This is a genomic window from Myxococcus sp. CA051A, from assembly GCF_013336705.1.
Classification (GTDB): Bacteria; Myxococcota; Myxococcia; order Myxococcales; family Myxococcaceae; genus Myxococcus; species Myxococcus llanfairpwllgwyngyllgogerychwyrndrobwllllantysiliogogogochensis.
The window spans coordinates 450,702-470,633 of record NZ_JABUMS010000006.1; the positions used below are offsets into that span (position 1 = coordinate 450,702).

The window sequence follows — 19,932 nt, forward strand, 5'->3', positions numbered from 1 at the left end:
CCGCCCCTCTTCTTCGCGGAGCCGAGCATGTTCATCATCTCTGGAAGTTCGCCGAAACAGCAGGACCTCGGCGAGCAACGCGCGCCCTGCCCGGACTGTCAGCAGGAGACGTCCCAGCGGCTCCAGCGTCACTACCGGGTGATTCACGTCTTCTGGTTCCCCCTCTTCTCTCTGGGAACGAAGTACGTGCGAATCTGCGGGCGCTGCAACCTGCACACGGAGGTGCCGGAGCAACAGGTCGGCCCCGTGCCCGTGGCGCCGCTGCTGCACCGGATGGGCGGCCTGTTCCCGGTGGCCGCGCTCGGGTTCTGCTGTGTGGGCTTTCCCCTCGTCAATGCGGTGGTCTCTCTCGGCACCGGTGACTCGAGCGGTTCTTCCCAGCAACAGGAGCAGCGGGCGGGCAGGCAGGGCTTCGACCAGCGCTTCGAGGCCCAGGCCGAGGACCTGGCCGTGGAGACCACGATTCAGTCCGCGTTCGAGGAGCAGGGCCACCAGTCGGTGACGGTCTCCGCCAGCTCCGCCTCCGTGAAGGAGCACTTCATCCGCGTCGTCTCCGCGCAGACCCCTCGCCTGAAGAAGGTGAGCGATGGAGACCGCATCCGGATGCTCGAGATGATGGAGGCGGAAGCAGACAAGAGCTTCGCCAACGACGAGGTCTTCCTGGGCCTGCGGGGCAAGCTCCTCTGGGGTGGGTATTCCCACCGCGCCCCGGGTGGGAAGTGGAAGCGCGTCGTGGACGGCACCACGTCCAGCCCCATGGTGGATGCCTTCGAGGCGCTCCTTCAGCGGGAGGCCGCGCTGCCTCCCTCGGCGCCGGATGCGGTGCCAACGCCGGAGCCCACGGCGGCTCCCTCGGTGGTGGACGACACGGCGCGGTGAGCACGCCCCTGGCCCCACCGGCCAGGGCACTCGCGGTGTTCAGCGCGCCTGCCGGGCTTGTGTGGCGGGCGCTTCCAGCGAGTCGAGGAACGCGAGGATGCGGAGGGCACACCCCTCCGGGTCCTCCAGCGGAAAGAGGTGCCCGCCGGGAAACTCCTCGAGCCGGGCCCCTGGCACCACTCGCCGGGCACGCGCGAAGGCCGACTCCGCGAGCGTGCGGGTGTCACGCCCCCGCACGATGAGGGTGGGCACCGCGATGGAGCGCAGCGCCCGCCACATGCCCACGGGCGTCGTCTCGAAGACGCGGGCCTCCCAGGCACGGGGGATGGTCAGCCGGAACCCGCCTTCGGGTGCCTCGGTCAGTCCGTGCGTGAGGTAGTCCTGGAAGCACTCCGGGTCGAAGCTCTGGAACAGGGGCTTCTTGCGGTAGCTCGTGGCGGCCTCCTCGCGAGAGTTCCAGTGCTCCCGCCGACGCCACGCGAAGCTCGCGGGAGGCACACGACTGCGCTGGCCCAGCAGCGTCAGCACGTCGAGCGCCAGCTTGCGCATCCCCGAGAACAACACGGGGTCCAGCGTGACGATGGCTCGGAAGAGGCCGGGGTCCTTCACGGACGCGAGCAGCGTCGCCACGCCGCCCATGCTGTGCCCCACGCCGACGACGCCCTCCAGCCCGGCGGCGCGCAGGGCCTGCGCCAGTTCGTCCGCCATGTCGTTCCAGGTCCGCATGGACAGCGGGTCCGAGCCCGGCACGAGGCAACGGCTCCGCACCGAGACGACGTGGTAGCGCGTCTTCAGGCGCTCGATGAGCTTGCGGTAGGTGCCCGGCGGAAAGCCGTTGGCGTGCGCCAGGTGCAGCACGGGGCCGGTGCCGCCCCAGTCATCCAGTTGAAGGGCCTTGCTCATGGCCCTGTCCGGATACCGCGAACCGCGCCCGCTGTCTCGCGCCCCGGACGCGTGGACCGGGTGCGAGGCACTCACAGCGGGGGCCGCCAGCCGTCCTGGAGTGGCCGGAGCCCCCCAAGATGCGTCCCCCGTTCAGGAGCCGGTGATGGTCAGGACCGTCGGTCCCACCGTGGCGGTGACTCCCTCCTCCGTGAAACATCCCAGCACCTGGGTCTGAGTGAGCACGAACGTGATGAGCACGCTGGCCCCCTGGAACCGTCCGCCCACCACCGTCCCCGAATAGGTCGCCACCACCTCGCCCAAGGGCCTGACGGTGATGACGACGCTCGTGTCCAGGTTGCTGACCGAGCCGTCACTCCAGTTGAGCTGCGAGTCAAGCCGGTTCGTGCCGCTCACGCAGCTCAACATGCCGGTGCCCTCCGCCACGAATGAGGCCGAGAGGAGTGACAACGGAACCCCGACACACGGGCCGAACGTCCCGTCCCCTGTCGCGGTGATCACCCGGGGCGCGTTCGTCATGCCCGGTGAGTATTGGGCCTGGACGATGCCGGGGCAGGTCAGCAGCACCGGCTCCGCGCTCGCGGGCGCCGCGAAGAGGGCCAGGGTCGCGACGAAGGCGGAGAAAAGCGGGGCGCGGCGAGAACGCAAGACAAGCGGCATGGGAAGGCTCCTCGTCCGCCTTGGACTCTCCCGCGGACGCTCACCTCTTAGCGGTTCGCTTCACCCTCTCCCATTGCACCCTCGTCTCAAGGGACGCGCTCTCACTCCCCCATGCATTCCCTTGCATGAACAGGGATTGAGTACACCCTCCATCGCCAGTGGATTGAATCAGCGCCACCACGGATGGGCCCGCACGCGGGCCCCAAAGATGCGTCCCCTGTTCAGGAGCCGGTGATGGTCAGGACCGTCGGTCCCACCGTGGCGGTGACTCCCTCGGCCGTGAAACATCCCGTCACCTGGGTCTGCGCAAGCACCAACGTCATGAGCACGTTGGCTCCCTGGAACCGTCCGCTCGCCACGGTCCCTGAATAGGCCACCACCACCTCGCCCAAGGGCCTGACGGTGACGAGGATGCTCAGGCTCAGGTTACTGACCGAGCCGTCACTCCAGGTGAGCTGCGAGGACGCCTGGGTCGATCCCGCCAGGCAGCTCAAGGTGCCTGTGCCCCCACCCCCGAACGAGGCCGAGAGGAGTGACAAAGGAACCCCGACACACGGACCGAACGTCCCGCTCACCGCCGTGGTGACCACCTGGGGCGTGTTCGTCATGCCCGGTGAGTATTGGGCCTGGACGATGCCAGGGCAGGTCAGCAGCACCGGCTCCGCGCTCGCAGGCGCCGCGAAGAGGGCCAGGGTCGCGACGAAGGAGGAGAGAAGCGGGGCGAGGCGAGAATGCGAGAAAGGCCGCATGGCGAGGCTCCTCGTCCGCCTTGGACTCTCCCGCGGACGCTCACCTCTTAGCGGTTCGCTTCACCCTCTCCCATTGCACCCTCGTCTCAAGGGACAAGCTCTCACTCCCCCATGCATTCAGACGTCCCGGAGCGGCTGGAGGCCCCCAAGACGCGTCTCCCGCTCAGGAGCCGGTGATGGTCAGGACCGTCGGTCCCACCGTGGCGGTGACGCCCTCCTCCGTGAAACATCCCAGCACCTGGGTCTGAGCGAGCACGAAGGTGATGAGCACGCTGGCCCCCTGGAACCGTCCGCCCACCACCGTCCCCGAATAGGTCGCCACCACCTCGCCCAAGGGCCTGACGGTGATGAGGATGCTCGTGTCCAGGTGGCTGACCGAACCGTCGCTCCAGTTGAGCTGCGCGCCAAGCTGATTCGAGCCCCCCACACAGCTCAACGTGCCCATGCCCCCCGCCACGAATGAGGTCGAGAGGAGTGACAACGGAACCCCGACGCACGGGCCGAACGTCCCGCTCGCCGTCGAGGTGATCATCCGGGGCGCGTTCGTCATGCCCGGTGAGTATTGGGCCTGGACGATGCCGGGGCAGGTCAGCAGCACCGACTCCGCGCTCGCGGGCGCCGCGAACAGCGCCAGGGTCGCGACGAAGGACGAGAACAGCGGAGCGAGGCGAGAATGCGAGAAAGGCCGCATGGCGAGACTCCTCGTCCGCCTTGGACTCTCCCGCGGACGCTCACCTCTTAGCGGTTCGCTTCACCCGCTCCCATTGCACCCTCGTCCCAAGGGACGCGCTCTCACTCGCACGTGCATCAACTTGCATGAGCAGGAATTGAGCGCCCATTCCCTCACACGGAGATTGAATCAACGCCACTGCGGATGGGCCAGCACGCGGGCCTCGACGTCGGGCGTCAACGTCGCGCCATGGGGCGCCCGGGACGACGAGCGCGTCCAGCGCTCCAGCCACCGCGTACCCAACGGCGATGCCAGCGCTTCGCGCCGCGTGGAGGCCACCGTCGTCTCACCCTTGGTCCCCGTGGACGCACCCGCCCCCACGAAGAAGCCGGCCAACAGCAGCGTCACCCGCGTGGGCGTCGCCGCGCTGTAGGTCAACAGCAGCGCGCCCTCGCCATCCTCACGGCAGTGCCGGCGCACCCGCGCGAGCACGCCCTCGGTCCACATGTCCGGGTTCGACGCGGGAGAGAACGGATCGAAATACACCAGGTCCGCCACGGGCAACGCCCCGTCCAGGAACGGCACCGCGTCTCCCAGGTGCAGCCGCCAGCGCAGGCCGTCCTCCTCCCACACGCCGTCACGCATCAGCGCCTCCGCCGCCTGACGAAACGGTTGGAGGAACGGGAAGCCCGCGGCGTCCGCCAGCGCCAGCCGCAGCGGCGCCAGGTCCACCTCGAAGCTGATGACCTCCAGCGTCCGCCGCCGAGCGACCCCCAACTCCCGCGCGCACGTCAGCGCGGCCACCGCGTTGGTGGCGGCCCCCAGGCCCACGTCGTGGATGACGAGCGGCGGGCCCTCCTGGGAGAGCCGCTCCCCCAGCCGGGGCTGCTCCACGTAGAGGCCCAGGGCCTCCTTCCACGGGCCCACCGAGGGGTGCATCACCTCGCCATGGCCCAGGTGCCGCACCGCGCGCGAGCCGTTGCGCAGCGTGACGAGCTCGAAGTCCCCGTCGCGCGGGTTGGCCTCCTCGCTCATCCGACTTCCTTCAGCGTCACCTCGTTCGCGCTCGCCCCTTCCTTCAGGTCCTTGGGCGTGGCGATGGCCACCTTCAGCTCGCGCGCCACCTGCTCGTAGGTGCCGGAGAGAATCCCCGCGCGGATGCGGGCCATCAGCTTCTGGTAGTGCCGCACGTTGTGCACCGACAGGAAGCGCGATCCCAGGTGGTGCTTGCCGCGCATCAGGTGATGCAGATACCCGCGCGTGTAGCGCTTGCACACGTAGCAATCACACTCGGCATCCAGCGGCTCGTCCGCCAGCCGGAACACGTTGCGGGTGATGCGCACCAGGCCCTGGAAGGTGTACGCGTAGCCCTGCTGCGCCATCTTCGTGGGGATGATGCAGTCGAACATGTCCACGCCGCGCAGCACCGCCTCGATGAGGTCCGTCGGCGTACCCACGCCCATCAGGTAGCGCGGCTTGTCCGCCGGCAGCGACGCGGTGGTGCGCAATGTCATCGACTCGCGCTCCGCCTTCGTCTCCCCCACCGCCAGCCCGCCAATGGCGAAGCCGTCGAAGGGCAGCTTCGTCAGGAACTCCGCGCTCTCGTCGCGCAGGTTCGGGAAGACGCCGCCCTGGACGATGCCGAACATCGCCTGGCCCGTGTCCACCTTGGCCTTCGCCGCCAGGCTGCGCACCGCCCACCGGTGCGTGCGCTCCATCGCCTCGCGCGTACCCGCCTCGTCCGTGCGCGAGTCGATGCACACGTCCAGCACCATCATGATTTCGGAGTTGATGGACTGCTGCATGGCGATGCTCGACTCAGGGCTGAGCAGTTGCCGGCTGTTGTCGTAGAAGCTGCGGAAGTGCGCGCCCTTCTCCGTGATGAGCCGGTCCTCCGGCAGGGAGAAGATTTGAAAACCACCCGAGTCGGTGAGCACGCCCCCATCCCACTGCATGAAGGAATGGATGCCGCCAAAGCGCTGGAAGACCTCCGCGCCGGGCCGGAGCATCAGGTGGTACGTGTTCGCCAGCAGGATGCTGGCCCCCGTCTCCTTCACCTCCTCCATGCCCAGATGCCGGAAGGCGGCATGGGTCGCCACCGGCATGAACATGGGCGTGCTGAAGGAGCCGCGCCGGGTGTGAAGCACTCCGGCGCGGGCGCCGGTGGGGTCGGTGGTGAGGAGTTCGAAGCGGACGGCCATGGGCGGGGCCTTATACCCGTCATCCCCGCCCCATGGTCCACCCCTGTCGCCCGTCCCCCCGCCTGCCAGCCGGACGGGGACTCAAGACCCCGCCATTTCAGGGCATTTTTCGTCGCCTGCCGGGCGTTTCATGAGGTCACCGCGAGACGGATGGGTCGCGATTCCACGCAGCCTTGGCCGCTCCGCGTCAATTCCGCTACAACGCGCCCGCCATGTTCAACGTCATCAACGTCTCCAAGGCCTACGGGCCCAAGAAGCTTTTCGAGGAGGTCAACGTCACCTTCTCTCCGGGCCGCCGCTACGGCCTGACCGGCCCCAACGGTGCGGGCAAGTCCACGTTCATGAAGATCCTCGCCGGAGACGAGGAAGCCGACATGGGCAACATCGTCCGGCCGCGCAAGCTGGGCATCCTCCGCCAGGACCACTTCCGCTACGAGGAGGAACGCGTCCTCGACGTCGTGCTCATGGGCAACCTGCCCCTGTGGGCGGCCATGTCGGAGAAGAACAAGCTGTTGGCCAAGTCGGACATCACCGACGAGGACGGCAACCGGCTGGGCGAGCTGGAGGGCGTCATCGCCGAGGAGGATGGCTACTCGGCGGAGAGCGACGCGGCCACGCTGCTGGCGGGCCTGGGAATCGAAGAGGCCTTCCATGAGGGCCCCATGCGGCAGCTGACCGGCGGCCTCAAGCTGCGCGTGTTGCTCGCCCAGGCGCTGTTCGGCAAGCCCGAGGGGCTGCTGCTCGACGAGCCCACGAACAACCTCGATATCGACTCCATCCGCTGGCTGGAGAACTTCCTGCACGAGTACGAGGGCGTGCTCATCACCATCAGCCACGACCGGCACTTCCTCAACTCCATCTGCACGCACATCGCGGACATCGATTACGAGGCCATCATCCAGTACAACGGTGGCTACGACGACATGGTGCGGCAGAAGTCCCAGCTGCGCACCCGCGTGGAGTCCGAGACCGAGGAGAAGAAGAAGAAGATCGCCCAGCTCCAGGACTTCGTGGCGCGCTTCCACGCCGGCACCCGCGCCTCGCAGGTGCAGAGCCGCATCAAGCAGATCGACAAGCTGAAGTCGGACGACCTCAAGCGCTCCAACATCGCGCGGCCGTTCATCCGCTTCGACCAGAAGGTCGTCAGCGGCAAGCAGACGCTCATGGTGGAGGGCATCAGCAAGTCCTTCGACGGCGTGCCCGTCATCCGCCCCTTCAACGCGCTGGTGTGCAAGGGCGAGCGCGTCTGTGTCATCGGCCGCAACGGCGTGGGCAAGTCCACCCTGGTGAGGATGCTCGCCGGGCAGCTCGAGCCGGACACCGGCAAGATTGGCTGGGGCCACCAGGCCTCCGTCGGCTACCTGCCGCAGGACCACCACGGCGTCGTGCGCAAGGGCACCACCTGCTTCGGCTGGCTGCGCGACCTGCACGACAAGCTCACCAACGAAGAGATTTCCGGCGTGCTCGGCCGGATGCTCTTCTCCGGCGAGGAGCGGATGAAGAACACCGACACCCTCTCCGGTGGTGAGACGGTGCGCCTGCTGCTGTCCAAGCTGATGATCATGCAGGACAACGTCCTCGTGCTCGACGAGCCCACCAACCACCTGGACCTGGAGTCCATCTCCGCGCTCGCCGAGGGCCTCCAGAAGTACGAAGGCACCGTCATCGTCGTGACGCATGACCAGGAGCTCATCTCCGAGGTCGCCACGCGCATCTGGTCGCTCGAGGCGGGCCGCGAGGTGCTCGACTTCAACGGACCGTACGCGGAGTTCCGCGAGAAGCACGCGGCCGTCGCGGCCCAGCGCCGCTGACGTGAAGGGCCCGCCTGTCGCTCAGCCCGTCTTCTCCGGCGGGTTGAGCGCGAGGAAGCGGGCGTTGAGGTCCGCGGACATCTGGGCCACGGTGGTGCCTTCCAGGCTCTGCTTCAGCGCGGCCTCCGCGCGGCCGAAGACACCTTCCAGGTAGTCGGCCACGCAGGGGCCAATGGCGCAGTCCGGAGCGGGCCCCACCGGGTGCCTGCCGAACAGCTCCGCGCCCTCCTCCACCGACTCGTAGATGTCCCGAAGGGTGATGTCCTCGGGGCGCCGGGCCAGCGTCACGCCTCCGCGAACGCCCCGCTTCGTCTCCACCAGCCCCGAGCGCGCCAGGTCTCCCAAGAGCCGCCGCACCACGACGGGGTTCGTCTGGATGCTGCGCGCCATCGCCTCGGACGTCAGCGGACCGGCCGCGTCACCGGAGCACTTCGCGAGCATCGCGACGATGTGCGCCGCCATGGTGAATCGGCTGTTCACTCACCCTCCGGGCTGGAATGGAGACTCCGATGGTTACCTATCGCCCGCCCTGACGGCGTGCAACCCGGCATTCCCCGACTGCCGGGCTGCTCGTCCGCTGGGAGCCCCGGGACTCAGGGATTCACGAGTCCAAAGCTACCCGTCCCCACGGCCCAGTCTCCGGCCGCGTGGGTGTCTCCAGAGGTGACACGGCGCAGGGTCGTCTGCTTTCCAGCCGACGCGAAGGCGGGCGCCCAGGCGACGGTGATGTCCCAGGCGGAAGGGGTGGAAGAGTACGTACAGGGGGCACCGCCACACGTCGCGGGTATCCACTGGCCCAGGGACTGGAGCAGCGCGAGGTCCGTCAGGAAGCCAGCGAAGGTGTTGGTCCCAATGGAGACCGCGAGGCCGTCCTGCGTGGCGCCGAAGGGGTCCAGCACGCGCAGCACCCGGTTGCCCGGGAGGAGGCTGAAGGTGGCGCCGCTGTGAAAGTCCCACGCGGTGTCATGCGTCGCGGGATACAGCATCCGGCGATGCTCCATGGGCCCGCTCAGCTCCGAACGGGGCCCCGCCTCGCCCACGGGGTCCGGGTTGAGGTGCATGACGAGGACGTCGCCAGCCTGCACCTCCACGTCGGGGAACGTCGCGAGCGGCTCGGAGCCCCCGTCCTGCATCAGGGTCATGCCCGTCACCGGACCGGACTGGAGCACGACCAACTCCACCAGGTCGCGGTTGAACGACATGTTGGGAGCAACCTCCGTGATTCGCAGCCGCGCGGGCGTCGCGAACCCCCGGAAGGAGGCGGTGTTGTTCGGCGCCTGCACGCCGTCCCCCTTGAGGTCCCGCAGCGTCGCGGCGACCTGGACGCTGTAGCTGCCTCGCGGAGTCTGCGGCGGCGTGGTGACGACCACTTCCTTGGGCGACTGCAGCGTCGCGCCGGTGACGGAGAGCCCGGGGATGGTGATTTGCGCACCGCTGCCCAGGAGGCTGCCCGCATCCAGCCGCCGGTCGAAGCGCACCAGGACGGTCGTCGAGGAGAGCGCGAACGCCCCGAGGACCTTCGGGGGCGGACACGTCTGCGCGGTGAGCTGTTCGGGAACCCAGAGGGAAGGCTGCGTCGACGCGGAGACCGTCCCGAAACGCCACAGCGGAGAGGTGAGCGAGACGTCGCAGCCCTGCACCAGCTCCAGCGAGTCGTTCACCGTCGCCACCATGCGCAGCCGGAGCTGGGCGGCGATGGACGAGTTCGCGGGGACGCCCACCGTCGTCAGGGGCGCCTGCAGGTGGTCCGTGCCCGAGGCGGAGAAGGGGCCACTGATGACGCCGCGCAGGGAGATGAGCTCGGACTCGAAGTTTTCCAGAGCCATGGGCAGGTCGATGGCGCTCACATCCTGCGCCAGCGTCTGCACGGGGAAGTCCCTGGCGAACACGGTGTAGCTGCTGGGGTCGATGGTCGCGCGGCGCAGGCCGTTGCCGGTGCGCACATTGAGCACGCGGACGCCCACCCAGTCTCCCGCCACCGGAGGAGGCGAAACCGCGGAGGGGTTCAACTCCACGAACAGGGCCGGTCCCTCGCGCGTCGCCTGAAGGAAGATGCCCGGGCCGTCATTCGTCAGGTTGCCCACCCCGGGCTTGACGAAGGTGATGATGGCGCCGTCAATGGGCAGTCTCTGCACGTTGCCATCCGCCGCGGCACGCACGGTGGCGATCTGCTGCGACGCGACAGTGGCCACGTCGGGCAATGTGTAGATCTCCTGCCGCCCCAGCTCCTCGTTCCCGACGTTGTCCACCGACTTGAAGTTCACGGTGGTGTTGCGCGCGAGCACGAAGGGCGCGGTGTACAGCGGCGAGCTGCTCGAGACCGCCGTGCCGTCCAGCGTGTAGCGCGTCTCGCCGCACCCCGCGGGGGCATCCGTGCAGGTGAGCCGCACGGTGACGGGGCCGTTGAACGTACCTCCAGGCGGCTCGGCCTGCGTGAGCGGGGCCGACACGTCGAAGGTGTAGACCTGGAGGCGGGACGCTTCCAGGTTGCCGGCGACATCCCTCGACACGAAGCGCAGGCGCGTGTTGGCGGAGAGCGTGAGGGGCGCGGTGTACGGAGTTCCCGTCGTCGGCGTCGGCTCGCTGTCGTCCAGCGTGTACCAGGTCCCCGCGCAGCCGCTGCCCGCGCCGTCGCCGCACGCCAGCGTCACCGTCCGCTGGGTCCGGAACACGCCCCCCTCGGGCTGTGCCACGGTGGTGGGCGCCGTCGGGTCCACCAGGATGGAATAGGTCTCCGTCACCGAGGGACTGACGTTTCCCACGCCATCCACCGCGAGGAAGCGCAGCGTCGTCGTCGCCGAAAGCGCCAGCGGCTCCGTGTAGCGCGGCGAGGTGGTGCCCGGCGCGGTGCCGTTCGTCGTGTAGTGCAGCGCGGAGCAGCCGGAGCCCCCCGTGTCCTCGCAGCGCAGCGTCACGGATTGCGCCGAGAAATAGGCGCCACCCCGAGGCGTCGCGGAGGCGGTGGGCGGCACGGTGTCGATGACGTACGTCTCGATGCCCAGCTCGCCAAGGTTTCCCACCACGTCCACGGCGACGAACACCACCGTGGTGGTGTTGGTGAGCTGAAGAGGGCCGCCGTACGCCTGGGAGTCCATCGTCGGCGTCCTGCCATCCAGCGTGTAGTGGATGCGAGCACAGCCGGAGCCCCCCGCGTCATTGCACGCGAGCGCGACCTGAGTCGGGCCGGCGAACAGTCCCCCCCGAGGCGTGGCGACGGAGTCCGGCCCGGTCATGTCGGCGGTATACAGCGCGGCTCCCGGCGCGGAGGCGTTGCCTGCCCGGTCCAGGGCGATGAAGCGCAGCCGTGCCCCGGCCAGCAACGTGAGCGGCGTCGTATAGAGTCGCGAGGTCTCCAAGGGGATGGCGCCGTCCAGCGTGTAGTGGATTCGGGCGCAGCCGGAGCCCGTGCCGTCGTCACACGTCAGCGTGACGACGAGCGGAACGCCATAAATCCCCGAGCCCGGCGACATGGTGACCTTCGGAGGGTCCGCGTCCACCACGAACTCCGCCGAGCGCGCACTCTCGCTGTTGCCCGCCCGGTCCACGGAGAAGAAGCGCAGCGTGGCGCTGGCCTCCACCATGACGAAGTCCGAGTAGCGGATGGACCGCGTCGTCGGAGCACTGCCATCCAACGTGTAGTACGTGGCCTCGCAGCCGGAGCCCGTCCCGTCAGCACAGGTGAGCGTCACCGTGCGAGGGCTGTTGAAGAGTCCCCCCGCTGGAGAGGCCACGGTGGTGGGCGCGACGGTGTCCGTGGACCCGGGGGGCGTGGGGACGGGATCCGAGCCTCCTCCGCCGCACGCGCTCGTCAGCACCAACGTGCAGAGCACTCCCCACAGAGAACGAGAGAAGAACGACACAAACCGAGGCATCGCGAATCCATGGCATGCGCGTCCACTCCCCGCGAACGGGGAGGAACGGATATCGGGGCTGTCGGGGGAGGGAACGGCGCCGTGTGCCATCCGTGGATGGCACGCACCACCGCCTGATAGCGGAGCCTCGCGGAAGTTTCAAATTCCGGCGGCCCTCCGCGAAGGAGTCCTTCGGTTGGGGCTCAGGGATTCACGAGTCCAAAGGTCCCCGTGCCCACGGCCCAGTCCGAGGCGCTATTGCTGTCTACGGAAGTGACACGGCCCAGGGTGATCTGCTTCCCCGTCGACACGAAGGCCGACGACCAGCTGACGGAGACGCTCCAGGCGGTGGGGAGCGTGGAGTACGTGCAGGGGACACCGCCACAGTTCGTGGGTGACCACTGGCCCTGACCCTGGAGCGTTTGGAGTTCGCCCAGGAAACCGGCGCTGGTGTTGCTCTGAACCGTGACGGCGAGGCCATCCTGGACGGCCCCCTGGGCGTCCCGCACACGCAGCACCCGGTTGCCCGTGGGGAGGCTGACGGTGGCGCCGCTGTGGAAGTCCCACGCGGAGTCATGGTTCGCGGGAAACGCCGCCTGCGGAAACTCCGTGCGCCCGAGCGTCTCTGATTGCGGCCCCGCATCCTCCTGCACGAGGTCTGGATTGAGGTGCATGACGATGACGTCGCCGGCCTGCACTTCCACCTCGGGGAACGTCGCCAGCGGCGCGGGGCCCCCGTCCAGCAACAGCGTCATGCCCCCCACCGAGCCGGACTGCAGCACGCGCAGCTCCACGAGGTCGCGGCCGCCCGTCATGTTGGGCGCGACTTCGGTGATGCGCAGGCGCGCGGAGATCGAGAAGCCTTGGAAGAAACCGCTGTTTGTCGGGGCCTGCACGCCGACGCCCCTCCTGTCCCTCAGCGTCGAGGCGACCTTGAGGTCATAGCCTTGGCGGGGAGTCTGCGGCGCCGTGGTGAGGACCACCTCCGTGGGTGACTGGAGCGTCGCGCCCGTGACGGCGAGCCCGCCAAGGGCGGTGATGGAGAACTGGGCGCCGCTCCCCAGGAGACTGCCCGCATCCAGCCGCCGGTCGAACCGCACCAGGACACTCGTCGCGCTCAGGGCCTTCGTCTCGATGACAGCCGGGGACGGGCACGTCTGCGAGGTGAGCTGCTCGGGGACCCAGAGGGAGGGCTGCGTCGACGCCGAGGCGGACACGTAGTGCCACAGGGGTGAAGTGAGAGAGACCGTGCAACCAGGAGTCAGCTCCACCGTGTCGTTCACCGTCGCCACCATGCGCAGACGGAACTGGGCCGCGCTGGAGGAGCCCACGGGGATGGCCGACGTCGTCAAGGGCGCCTGGATATGGCCCGTGCCGGAGGGAGTGAAGGCGCCGTTGATGACACCTTGCAGCGAGATGAGCTCGGAGTCGAACATGTCCCGCACGAGGGGCAGATCGACGGAACTCACCTCCTGGGCCAGCGTCGCCACGGGGAAGTTCTTGGCGAGCACGGCGTAGCTGCTGGTGTCGATGCTCGCGCGGCGCAGGCCGTTCACGGTGCGCAGGTGATTCACCCGGACACTCACCCAGTCACCCGCCACTGGAGGCGGGACGAGTCCGGCGGGGTTCACCGACACGAAGATGGCCGGCCCCTCCTGCTTCGCCTGGAGGAAGATGCCCGGGCCATCACTCGTGGGGTCGCCCACGCCCGGCTTGACGAAGGTGACGATGGCTCCATTGATGGGCAGCATGGGCTGGGCGCCGTCCGCCGCGCCACGCAGCCAATCGATCTGCGACGAGGCGTTGTTGGCCACATCGGGCAACGTGTAGATCTCCTGCCGCCCCGGTTCCTCGTTCCCGACGTTGTCCACCGACTTGAAGTTCACGGTGGTGTTCCGCCCGAGGACGATGGGCGCGGTGTACAGCGGCGAGCTGCTCGAGACCGCCGTGCCGTCCAGGGTGTAGCGCGTCTCACGGCAGCCCGCGGGCGCATCCGTGCACGTGAGCCGCACGGTGACGGGGCCGTTGAACGTGCCTCCGGGAGGCTCGGCCTGCGTGAGCGGGGCCGTCACGTCGAAGGTGTAGACCTGGAGGCGGGACGCTTCCAGGGTGCCCACCGAATCCCTCGACACGAAGCGAAGGCGCGTGGTGGAGGACAGCGAGATGGGGCCGGTATACGGAGTTCCCGTCGTCGGCGTCGGCTCGCTGTCGTCCAGCGTGTACCAGGTCCCCGCACAGGCGAGGCCCGCGCCGTCGGTGCACACGAGCGTCACCGTCTGCGGGGTCCGGAAGAGGCCGCCCTCGGGCTGAGCCACGGTGGTCGGGGCCAGCATGATGGAATAGGTCTCCGTCACCGTGGCACCGAGGTTTCCGGCACCGTCCACCGCGAGGAAGCGCAGCGTCGTCGACGACGAGAGTGCCAGGGGCTGCGCGTAGCGCGCGGAGGCGGTCGTTGGAGAGGTGCCATCCGTCGTGAAGTGCAGCGCGGAGCAGCCGGAGCCCCCCGTGTCGTCACAGCTCAGCGTCACAGACTGCGCCGAGGAGTAGGTGCCACCCCGAGGCGTCGCGGACGCGGTGGGCGGCACGGTATCGATGACGTACGCCTCCGAGACCGTGGCTCCGAGGTTTCCAGCGCCGTCCACGGCGAGGAAGCGCAGCGTCGTCGACGACGAGAGCGCCAGGGGTTGCCCATAGCGCGCGGAGGCGGTCGTGGGAGTGGTTCCATCCGTCGTGAAGTGCAGCGCGGAGCAGCCGGCGCCCCCGGTGTCCTCGCAGCTCAGCGTCACGGACTGCGCCGAGGAGTAGGAGCCACCCCGAGGCGTCGCGGACGCGGTGGGCGGCACGGTATCGATGACGTACGCCTCCGAGACCACCGGTCCAAGGTTCCCAGCACCGTCCACCGCGAGGAAGCGCAGCGTCGTCGACGACGAGAGCGCCAGGGGTTGCCCATAGCGCGCGGAGGCGGTCGTGGGAGTGGTTCCATCCGTCGTGAAGTGCAGCGCGGAGCAGCCAGCGCCCCCGGTGTCCTCGCAGCTCAGCGTCACGGACTGCGCCGAGGAGTAGGTGCCACCCCGAGGCGTCGCGGAGGCGGTGGGCGGCGCGGTATCGATGACATACGTCTCGATGACCAGGTCCCCGCGGTTCCCCTCCGTGTCCATGGAGAAGAAGCGCACCGTGGTGGTGGTGGTGAGTTGGAGCGGGCCTGCGTACACGGGGGAATCCAGCGTCGGTGCCGTGCCATCCAACGTGTAGCGGGTGCTGGCACAGCCGGAACCGCCCGAGTCATCACACGTGAGCGCCACCTGCATCGGACCGGCGAACACCCCACCCCGAGGGGTGGCGGCGGAGGCAGGCCCGCCCTTGTCGAACGAGTAGAGCTCCGTGCCCTCGCGCGACGCGTTGCCTGCGCGGTCCATGGCGATGAATCGCAGCCGCGCGCCGGCAATCAACGTGAGCGGGGCCGAGTAGAGGGGAGACGTCTCCGAAGGGACAGCGCCGTCCAGCGTGTAGTGGATGCGAGAGCAGCCGGAGCCCGTGCCGTCATCACACGTCAGCGTCACGATGAGCGGAGCATCGTGGGTACCCGAACCCGGAGACGCGGAGACCACCGGAGGGTCCACGTCCACCACGAACTCCGCCGAGCGCGCGCTCTCGCTGTTGCCCGCCCGGTCCACGGAGAAGAAGCGCAGCGTGGCGCTGGCCTCCACCATGACGAAGTCCGAGTAGCGGATGGACCGCGTCGTCGGAGCGCTGCCGTCCAGCGTGTAGTACGTGGCCTCGCAGCCGGAGCCCGTCCCGTCATCACAGGTGAGCGTCACCGTGCGAGGGCTGTTGAAGAGTCCCCCCGCCGGAGAGGCCACGGTGGTGGGCGCGACGGTGTCCGTGGACCCGGGCGGCGTCGGCCCGGGGCCCAACCCCGCGTCGCCACATGCACTCATGAGAACCCCCAGGCAGAGCAATGCCGACAAGGGGCGGATGAGGAACAACACAGTCCGAGACATCAAATATCCATGGCATGCGCGTCCACGCCCCGCTGAGCGGGGGGAACGGATAACGGGGCTGTCGGAGGGGGCGACGGCGACGTGCGACGCCTGAGAGTGACACACCCAGCCGACACATGGCTGAGCCCCGGGAAATATTCAAACCGAGGACGGCCTCCGTGAGCGTCCGTTCCTGGGACTCAAGGACTCGCGACGCCGAGGATTCTGATGTCAGCCGCCTCGTCGTCGGCCGAGTCAATGTTCCCGGCGGAGACTCGCCCCGGGGAAGGGCGGCTCCTCCCCAGCACCCTCCAGGGGCGCGGGAGCCAGGGCCCGGGAGCAGATCTGCGAATTCAATGCGTCGAGGCTCAGCGACCGGTGTTTCGCCGCAGGAAGAAGACGCCCAGGCCCAGGCCCGCGGCCCACTTCGCGGCGGCGGCCAACGGCGTCTGCTGGAGCTTCGGGGGTGCGTCGCTGGCGAGGCCCTGGCCCGTCGCCGGGTCCACCGCCGGACGGAAGTCCCGAGCGCCAGGGATGTCCGCCCCGCCCTGCTCCAACTCCGACTTGGTCGCCAGCACGGCCTTGCCCTGCCCCGGCACGTGCTGTCCCGGCGCCTTCCCCTCCGGCGAGCGCTGCTCGAGGATGGAGTTGATCTCCGCGCCCAGCAGCACCACCTGCGAGGACAGCCACATCCACAGCAGGAGCACGATGACGCCACCGATGGCGCCGTAGTTCACGTCGTACTTGCCGAAGTTGGCCACGTACTTGGAGAAGGCCCACGACGCCGCCACCCAGATGAGCACGCCCACCACGGAGCCCGGGGTGATGAAGCGGAACTTCTGTTTCGCGTTGGGCAGGACGTAATAGAGCACCGCCCACAGGAACATCATCAGCAGGCCCGCCACGGGCAGCCGCAGCCACAGCGCCACCGTGGACGCGGGGTCCGGCAGCTTGCTGGCCAGCGCGGGCGTCGCCACGGCCGCCAGCGCCGCGAAGATGGCCACCGCCGCGGCCACCAGCGTCGTCGTCACCGCGATGAGCCGAAGCTTCCAGACCGGCCGCGTTTCCTCGACGCCGTAGGCCGTGTTCAGTGCGTCCATCAACGCGACGATGCCCCCGGAGGCCGCCCAGATGGCGCCCACACCACCCACCGTCAAGAGCCCCACCGGGTTGCTGTCCGCCAGCGACTGGATGCGCTGCCCCAGGATGGCCGTCACCTCCTTGGGCGCCACCTTCCCCAATTCCTGGATGAGCACCTGGGCCTGGTTGGGGTCGATGATGACGCCCGCCAGCGACACGAGGAACAGGAGGAAGGGGAACAGCGCCAGGATGGCGCGGAACGTCAAGGCCCCGGCGACGTCGCTCACATCGTCGCGTTTCCACTCGTCCTTCAGGAGCTTGAAGAACTCCCACCACCCCATCCCCTTGCCTGGCAGGACCATCTCGCCCCCTCACCCATGTAAGCCCTGGGGAAGATGGCCATGCGGACCCTCGGTGGCGCCCCTGCCCCAATGGGCAGCCTCCCTGGCCGCTCCACCCTCGGGGGGCCGTCTTCCTGAAAAACATTTCATCCGGTAAAAAACACCCGGCGCCCGTTTTCCGCCCTACCCGGGCAGACGGGACCTCACCGCCTCAGCCCGCCCCGAGGACGCAATGTTCGTCGCCTCTCTCCTGAGTGTCAGCCTGGCGCTGGTCGCCAGCGCGACACCCGGCGCTTCACCGGAAGCCCGCGCCGAGGCCCCGGCCCACACCCTCTGGCTCATCCAGCCCATGTATCCAGGGCAGGACGCCCTGGTGAAGCGGACCGAGGAAGGCATCACCGGCCTGCTGCCGGGGGACGTGAAGCCTCGACAGGTCGTCGGCGTGGGGGCGCTGGCCTCGCACCTCCAGGGCCGGGAAGGAGACCTGGGCTGTCTGGCCGGCGGCGCCCGGTGTCGGGAGCCCCTGGGGACCTATCTGGCGTCGCTCGGCCTGGAGCGCGTGGTGCTGGTGCGGGTGGGCCAGGACGACGCCGGCTACCGCTTCCGCGCCGTCAGCGTGCGCTCGGAGAGCGGCGCACGCGCGGAGGCGGAGACGAGCAACCCCGCCTTCGAGAAGGCCCTGGCCGGCGTGCTGGTGAAGTTCCTGTCCCTCAACGCGCTGGTGGAAGCGGTGTCGGTGCCCGCGGGCGCCACGGTGTTCATCGACGGGGTGAAGATGGGCGTCACGCCGTACGCCACGGAGGTGCTGCCCGGCGAGCACACGTTCCGCTTCGAACTGGCCTCGCACCTGCCCAGGGAAGAGACGCGCGTGGTGGGCTCGCGTGAGCAGGTGAAGCTGCGGCCGGCCCTGGAGAAGGTGCCCGCGCGGCTGGTGGTGAAGGTCCTGCCGGAGGGCACGGAGATCTCCGTGGACGGCGCCGTGGTGGGCAAGGACGCGGTGGACCAGGGCATCCAACCCGGCTCACGCACCCTGCGACTGGCGCGAGAGGGCTACGAGCCGCAGGAAGTCCAGGCGGAGATTGCCCCGGGCGCGACGTACACGCTGGAGCGGGAGCTGAAGCCCACGTCGATGCAGGCCTTCAAGCTGGCCATGAAGCGGCGGCAGGAGGCCACCATGGCGCGGCAGAGCTACCTGGAGGCGGCCTACGAGTTCACCAGCCTCACGTCCGACACGCTGACCGCGCAGCCGGTGAAGACGGAGGGCGGGCTGAGCGACGTGCGCGGCAACGGCGTGCGCGCGCCGGGCTCGCGGCGGCTGCGAGGGCTGGGCCTGGAGTACGGACGCTACGGCCAGTACTTCGGCGTCATGCTGGTGGGCGCCACCTGGTACTCCACCGGCGACGTCTGGACGATGGGCGTCAACGTCCCGCAGGACGTGCAGAACCCGAACGTGGCCGGGCTCACGCAGGTCGACACCAAGGTCCAGATGGTGTCGCTGCGAGCATTGCAACCGCAACTGAGATACGTGTTGGGCCCGGTGTCCTTCGCCATCCAGGCGGGTCTCGATTTGCGCGGCGCGCTCGCGAAGGAGGAGGACGACGGCTCCGGCAACTCGCCCCGCTTCGAGGACGGCCTCTACGCGCTGGACCTGCACGCGTCCGGACAGGCCTCCGCGCGAGTCTTCGTCTACGAGGGGCTGTACGCCTCCGTGGCGTACCAGCGGGGCTTCTCGTTGCTGGGGAAGATCGCCGGGACGAGCAACTTCCGTGGAGGGGTGGGCTATGCATTCTGAGTCGCGTCGACTGCTGCTGACGTGCGCGCTTTTGGTGTGGGGCACGGCCAGTGCCGCGCCGCTCGTGGGCCCCTCGGTGGGCAACGCCGACGCGCTCGTCGCCGAGGGCACGAAGCTCTACAACAAGCGCAAGTACGCGGAGGCCTCGCGCGTGTTCCTCCAGGCCACGCGCGCCAATCCCTCGCTGCTGCCCGCCTACCTGGGCCTGGGCCGCGCGCGCATGGGGGCCAAGGAGACGGCGGGCGCGTGCGCCGCGTACCGCGCCTGGCTCAAGAGCGCCCCGGACATCCAGGAGCGTCCCAAGGCGAAGGGCGAGCTTGAGCTGTGCGAGCGCCAGCTCAAGGCCGCGCGCAAGAAGAAGAAGAAGGGCCCGGTGCCGGCGGACATGACGGCGCGGCACGTGGAGCTGAAGGCCGACTTCTTCGAGGCGCTGGAGGCCGGCACGCTCGCGGGCCCGGCGGGCGCGGGCGAACACCTGCGCACCCTGGTGACCGCGGACTACCTGGGCGTGGACCTGGCGGAGATGGGCACGCGCCTGAGCACCGCGAGCCGCGCCTCCGCGGAGGACGTGCACCAGCGCGCGCTGAAGGGCGAGGCGCTGACGACGGAGCAACTGCGCACCGGCCGGGAGCTGCTGGACTGGGCGAAGGACTCGGGAGAAGCGGCGCCCCAGGCGCCCGCGCAGGGCCTGTTCCTGGAGGGGCTGGTTGCGCTCCAGGGCAATGACTCCAAGGGCGCCGAGGGACTGTTCGCGAAGGCGGCCTCGGCGGCGCCGGGCGTGACGGAGTACCGGGTGTGGCGCGCGGCGGCGCTCCAGCGCGCGGGGGACCTGAGAGGTGCCCTGGCGGTGATGGAGGCGGAGCTGCCGGAGGACCCTCGCACGGACCTGCTCCGCGCGGCGGTGGCGCAGCGCACGTCGAAGGAGGACGGCGCGCGCGAGCTGGAGCGCCTGCTCTTCCAGCGCTACGCCGCGCCCCCGTCACGCTGACGTCGCACCCACCTCGCGGTCAGGAAG

The 19,932-nt window shown here is 69.1% G+C and carries 14 protein-coding genes; 4 read left to right on the forward strand and 10 right to left on the reverse strand.

The window, feature by feature from the left end:
- Positions 1-27 precede the first annotated feature (27 nt).
- On the forward strand, positions 28-879 hold the full coding sequence (locus tag HUA74_RS20155; protein WP_174455808.1) for a hypothetical protein: 852 nt from the start codon (positions 28-30) through the stop codon (positions 877-879).
- Positions 880-918: 39 nt separating this feature from the next.
- Here the strand turns inward: HUA74_RS20155 and HUA74_RS20160 are convergent, their stop codons facing one another.
- The 6 genes from HUA74_RS20160 to tgt all read right to left on the reverse strand — a co-directional run bounded on the left by HUA74_RS20160 (position 919) and on the right by tgt (position 6,062).
- The gene (locus HUA74_RS20160) at positions 919-1,782 is read right to left on the reverse strand and encodes an alpha/beta fold hydrolase (protein ID WP_174455809.1); all 864 of its coding nucleotides are present in this window, start codon (positions 1,780-1,782) and stop codon (positions 919-921) included.
- A gap of 132 nt (positions 1,783-1,914) precedes the next feature.
- A complete protein-coding gene (locus HUA74_RS20165; protein ID WP_174455810.1) occupies positions 1,915-2,442 on the reverse strand; it encodes a hypothetical protein in 528 nt (175 codons plus the stop codon).
- Between the two features lie 221 nt (positions 2,443-2,663).
- Entirely contained in the window at positions 2,664-3,191 is a 528-nt protein-coding gene (locus HUA74_RS20170) for a hypothetical protein (protein ID WP_174455811.1), read from the reverse strand.
- Between the two features lie 163 nt (positions 3,192-3,354).
- Positions 3,355-3,882 carry a hypothetical protein gene (locus HUA74_RS20175; protein ID WP_174455812.1) on the reverse strand — a complete coding sequence of 176 codons (528 nt, stop codon included), beginning with the start codon at positions 3,880-3,882 and terminating at the stop codon, positions 3,355-3,357.
- A gap of 168 nt (positions 3,883-4,050) precedes the next feature.
- Complete coding sequence (locus HUA74_RS20180; RefSeq protein ID WP_174455813.1) at positions 4,051-4,896, reverse strand: MnmC family methyltransferase; 846 nt, start codon at positions 4,894-4,896, stop codon at positions 4,051-4,053.
- Positions 4,893-6,062 carry a tRNA guanosine(34) transglycosylase Tgt gene (tgt, locus tag HUA74_RS20185; RefSeq protein ID WP_174455814.1) on the reverse strand — a complete coding sequence of 390 codons (1,170 nt, stop codon included), beginning with the start codon at positions 6,060-6,062 and terminating at the stop codon, positions 4,893-4,895. Before tgt ends, HUA74_RS20180 begins: the two co-directional genes overlap by 4 nt.
- Before the next feature lie 212 nt (positions 6,063-6,274).
- On the opposite strand from tgt, the gene HUA74_RS20190 reads away from it, so the two are divergent.
- Entirely contained in the window at positions 6,275-7,873 is a 1,599-nt protein-coding gene (locus HUA74_RS20190; RefSeq protein ID WP_141643735.1) for an ABC-F family ATP-binding cassette domain-containing protein, read from the forward strand.
- 21 nt (positions 7,874-7,894) lie between these two features.
- Here HUA74_RS20190 and HUA74_RS20195 read toward each other — a convergent pair whose 3' ends face one another.
- The 4 genes from HUA74_RS20195 to HUA74_RS20210 form a co-directional block, all read right to left on the reverse strand.
- Positions 7,895-8,353, reverse strand: coding sequence for an Rrf2 family transcriptional regulator (locus HUA74_RS20195; RefSeq protein WP_217440687.1), 459 nt, complete (start codon positions 8,351-8,353; stop codon positions 7,895-7,897).
- A gap of 113 nt (positions 8,354-8,466) precedes the next feature.
- A complete protein-coding gene (locus tag HUA74_RS20200) occupies positions 8,467-11,745 on the reverse strand; it encodes a chitobiase/beta-hexosaminidase C-terminal domain-containing protein (RefSeq protein WP_254625142.1) in 3,279 nt (1,092 codons plus the stop codon).
- Between the two features lie 182 nt (positions 11,746-11,927).
- Positions 11,928-15,662, reverse strand: coding sequence for a chitobiase/beta-hexosaminidase C-terminal domain-containing protein (locus tag HUA74_RS20205; RefSeq protein WP_174455816.1), 3,735 nt, complete (start codon positions 15,660-15,662; stop codon positions 11,928-11,930).
- A gap of 410 nt (positions 15,663-16,072) precedes the next feature.
- Positions 16,073-17,146 carry a YihY/virulence factor BrkB family protein gene (locus HUA74_RS20210; RefSeq protein WP_174455817.1) on the reverse strand — a complete coding sequence of 358 codons (1,074 nt, stop codon included), beginning with the start codon at positions 17,144-17,146 and terminating at the stop codon, positions 16,073-16,075.
- 211 nt (positions 17,147-17,357) lie between these two features.
- Here HUA74_RS20210 and HUA74_RS20215 point away from each other — a divergent pair, with 211 nt between their 5' ends.
- Complete coding sequence (locus HUA74_RS20215) at positions 17,358-18,917, forward strand: PEGA domain-containing protein (protein WP_141643732.1); 1,560 nt, start codon at positions 17,358-17,360, stop codon at positions 18,915-18,917.
- Positions 18,907-19,905, forward strand: a complete 999-nt coding sequence (locus tag HUA74_RS20220) for a tetratricopeptide repeat protein (RefSeq protein ID WP_174455818.1) — start codon at positions 18,907-18,909, stop codon at positions 19,903-19,905. Before HUA74_RS20215 ends, HUA74_RS20220 begins: the two co-directional genes overlap by 11 nt.
- Positions 19,906-19,932 lie beyond the last annotated feature (27 nt).

Excerpts from the sequence above, each read along its gene's own strand:
- HUA74_RS20205 (WP_174455816.1), bottom strand. The coding sequence starts at position 15,662 with ATGAGTGCATGTGGCGACGCGGGGTTGGGCCCCGGGCCGACGCCGCCC.
- HUA74_RS20175 (WP_174455812.1), bottom strand. The coding sequence starts at position 3,882 with ATGCGGCCTTTCTCGCATTCTCGCCTCGCTCCGCTGTTCTCGTCCTTC.
- HUA74_RS20180 (WP_174455813.1), bottom strand. The coding sequence starts at position 4,896 with ATGAGCGAGGAGGCCAACCCGCGCGACGGGGACTTCGAGCTCGTCACG.
- HUA74_RS20215 (WP_141643732.1), top strand. The coding sequence starts at position 17,358 with ATGTTCGTCGCCTCTCTCCTGAGTGTCAGCCTGGCGCTGGTCGCCAGC.
- HUA74_RS20210 (WP_174455817.1), bottom strand. The coding sequence starts at position 17,146 with ATGGTCCTGCCAGGCAAGGGGATGGGGTGGTGGGAGTTCTTCAAGCTC.
- HUA74_RS20170 (WP_174455811.1), bottom strand. The coding sequence starts at position 3,191 with ATGCGGCCTTTCTCGCATTCTCGCCTCGCCCCGCTTCTCTCCTCCTTC.
- HUA74_RS20220 (WP_174455818.1), top strand. The coding sequence starts at position 18,907 with ATGCATTCTGAGTCGCGTCGACTGCTGCTGACGTGCGCGCTTTTGGTG.
- HUA74_RS20160 (WP_174455809.1), bottom strand. The coding sequence starts at position 1,782 with ATGAGCAAGGCCCTTCAACTGGATGACTGGGGCGGCACCGGCCCCGTG.
- tgt (WP_174455814.1), bottom strand. The coding sequence starts at position 6,062 with ATGGCCGTCCGCTTCGAACTCCTCACCACCGACCCCACCGGCGCCCGC.
- HUA74_RS20155 (WP_174455808.1), top strand. The coding sequence starts at position 28 with ATGTTCATCATCTCTGGAAGTTCGCCGAAACAGCAGGACCTCGGCGAG.
- HUA74_RS20165 (WP_174455810.1), bottom strand. The coding sequence starts at position 2,442 with ATGCCGCTTGTCTTGCGTTCTCGCCGCGCCCCGCTTTTCTCCGCCTTC.
- HUA74_RS20200 (WP_254625142.1), bottom strand. The coding sequence starts at position 11,745 with ATGCCTCGGTTTGTGTCGTTCTTCTCTCGTTCTCTGTGGGGAGTGCTC.
- HUA74_RS20190 (WP_141643735.1), top strand. The coding sequence starts at position 6,275 with ATGTTCAACGTCATCAACGTCTCCAAGGCCTACGGGCCCAAGAAGCTT.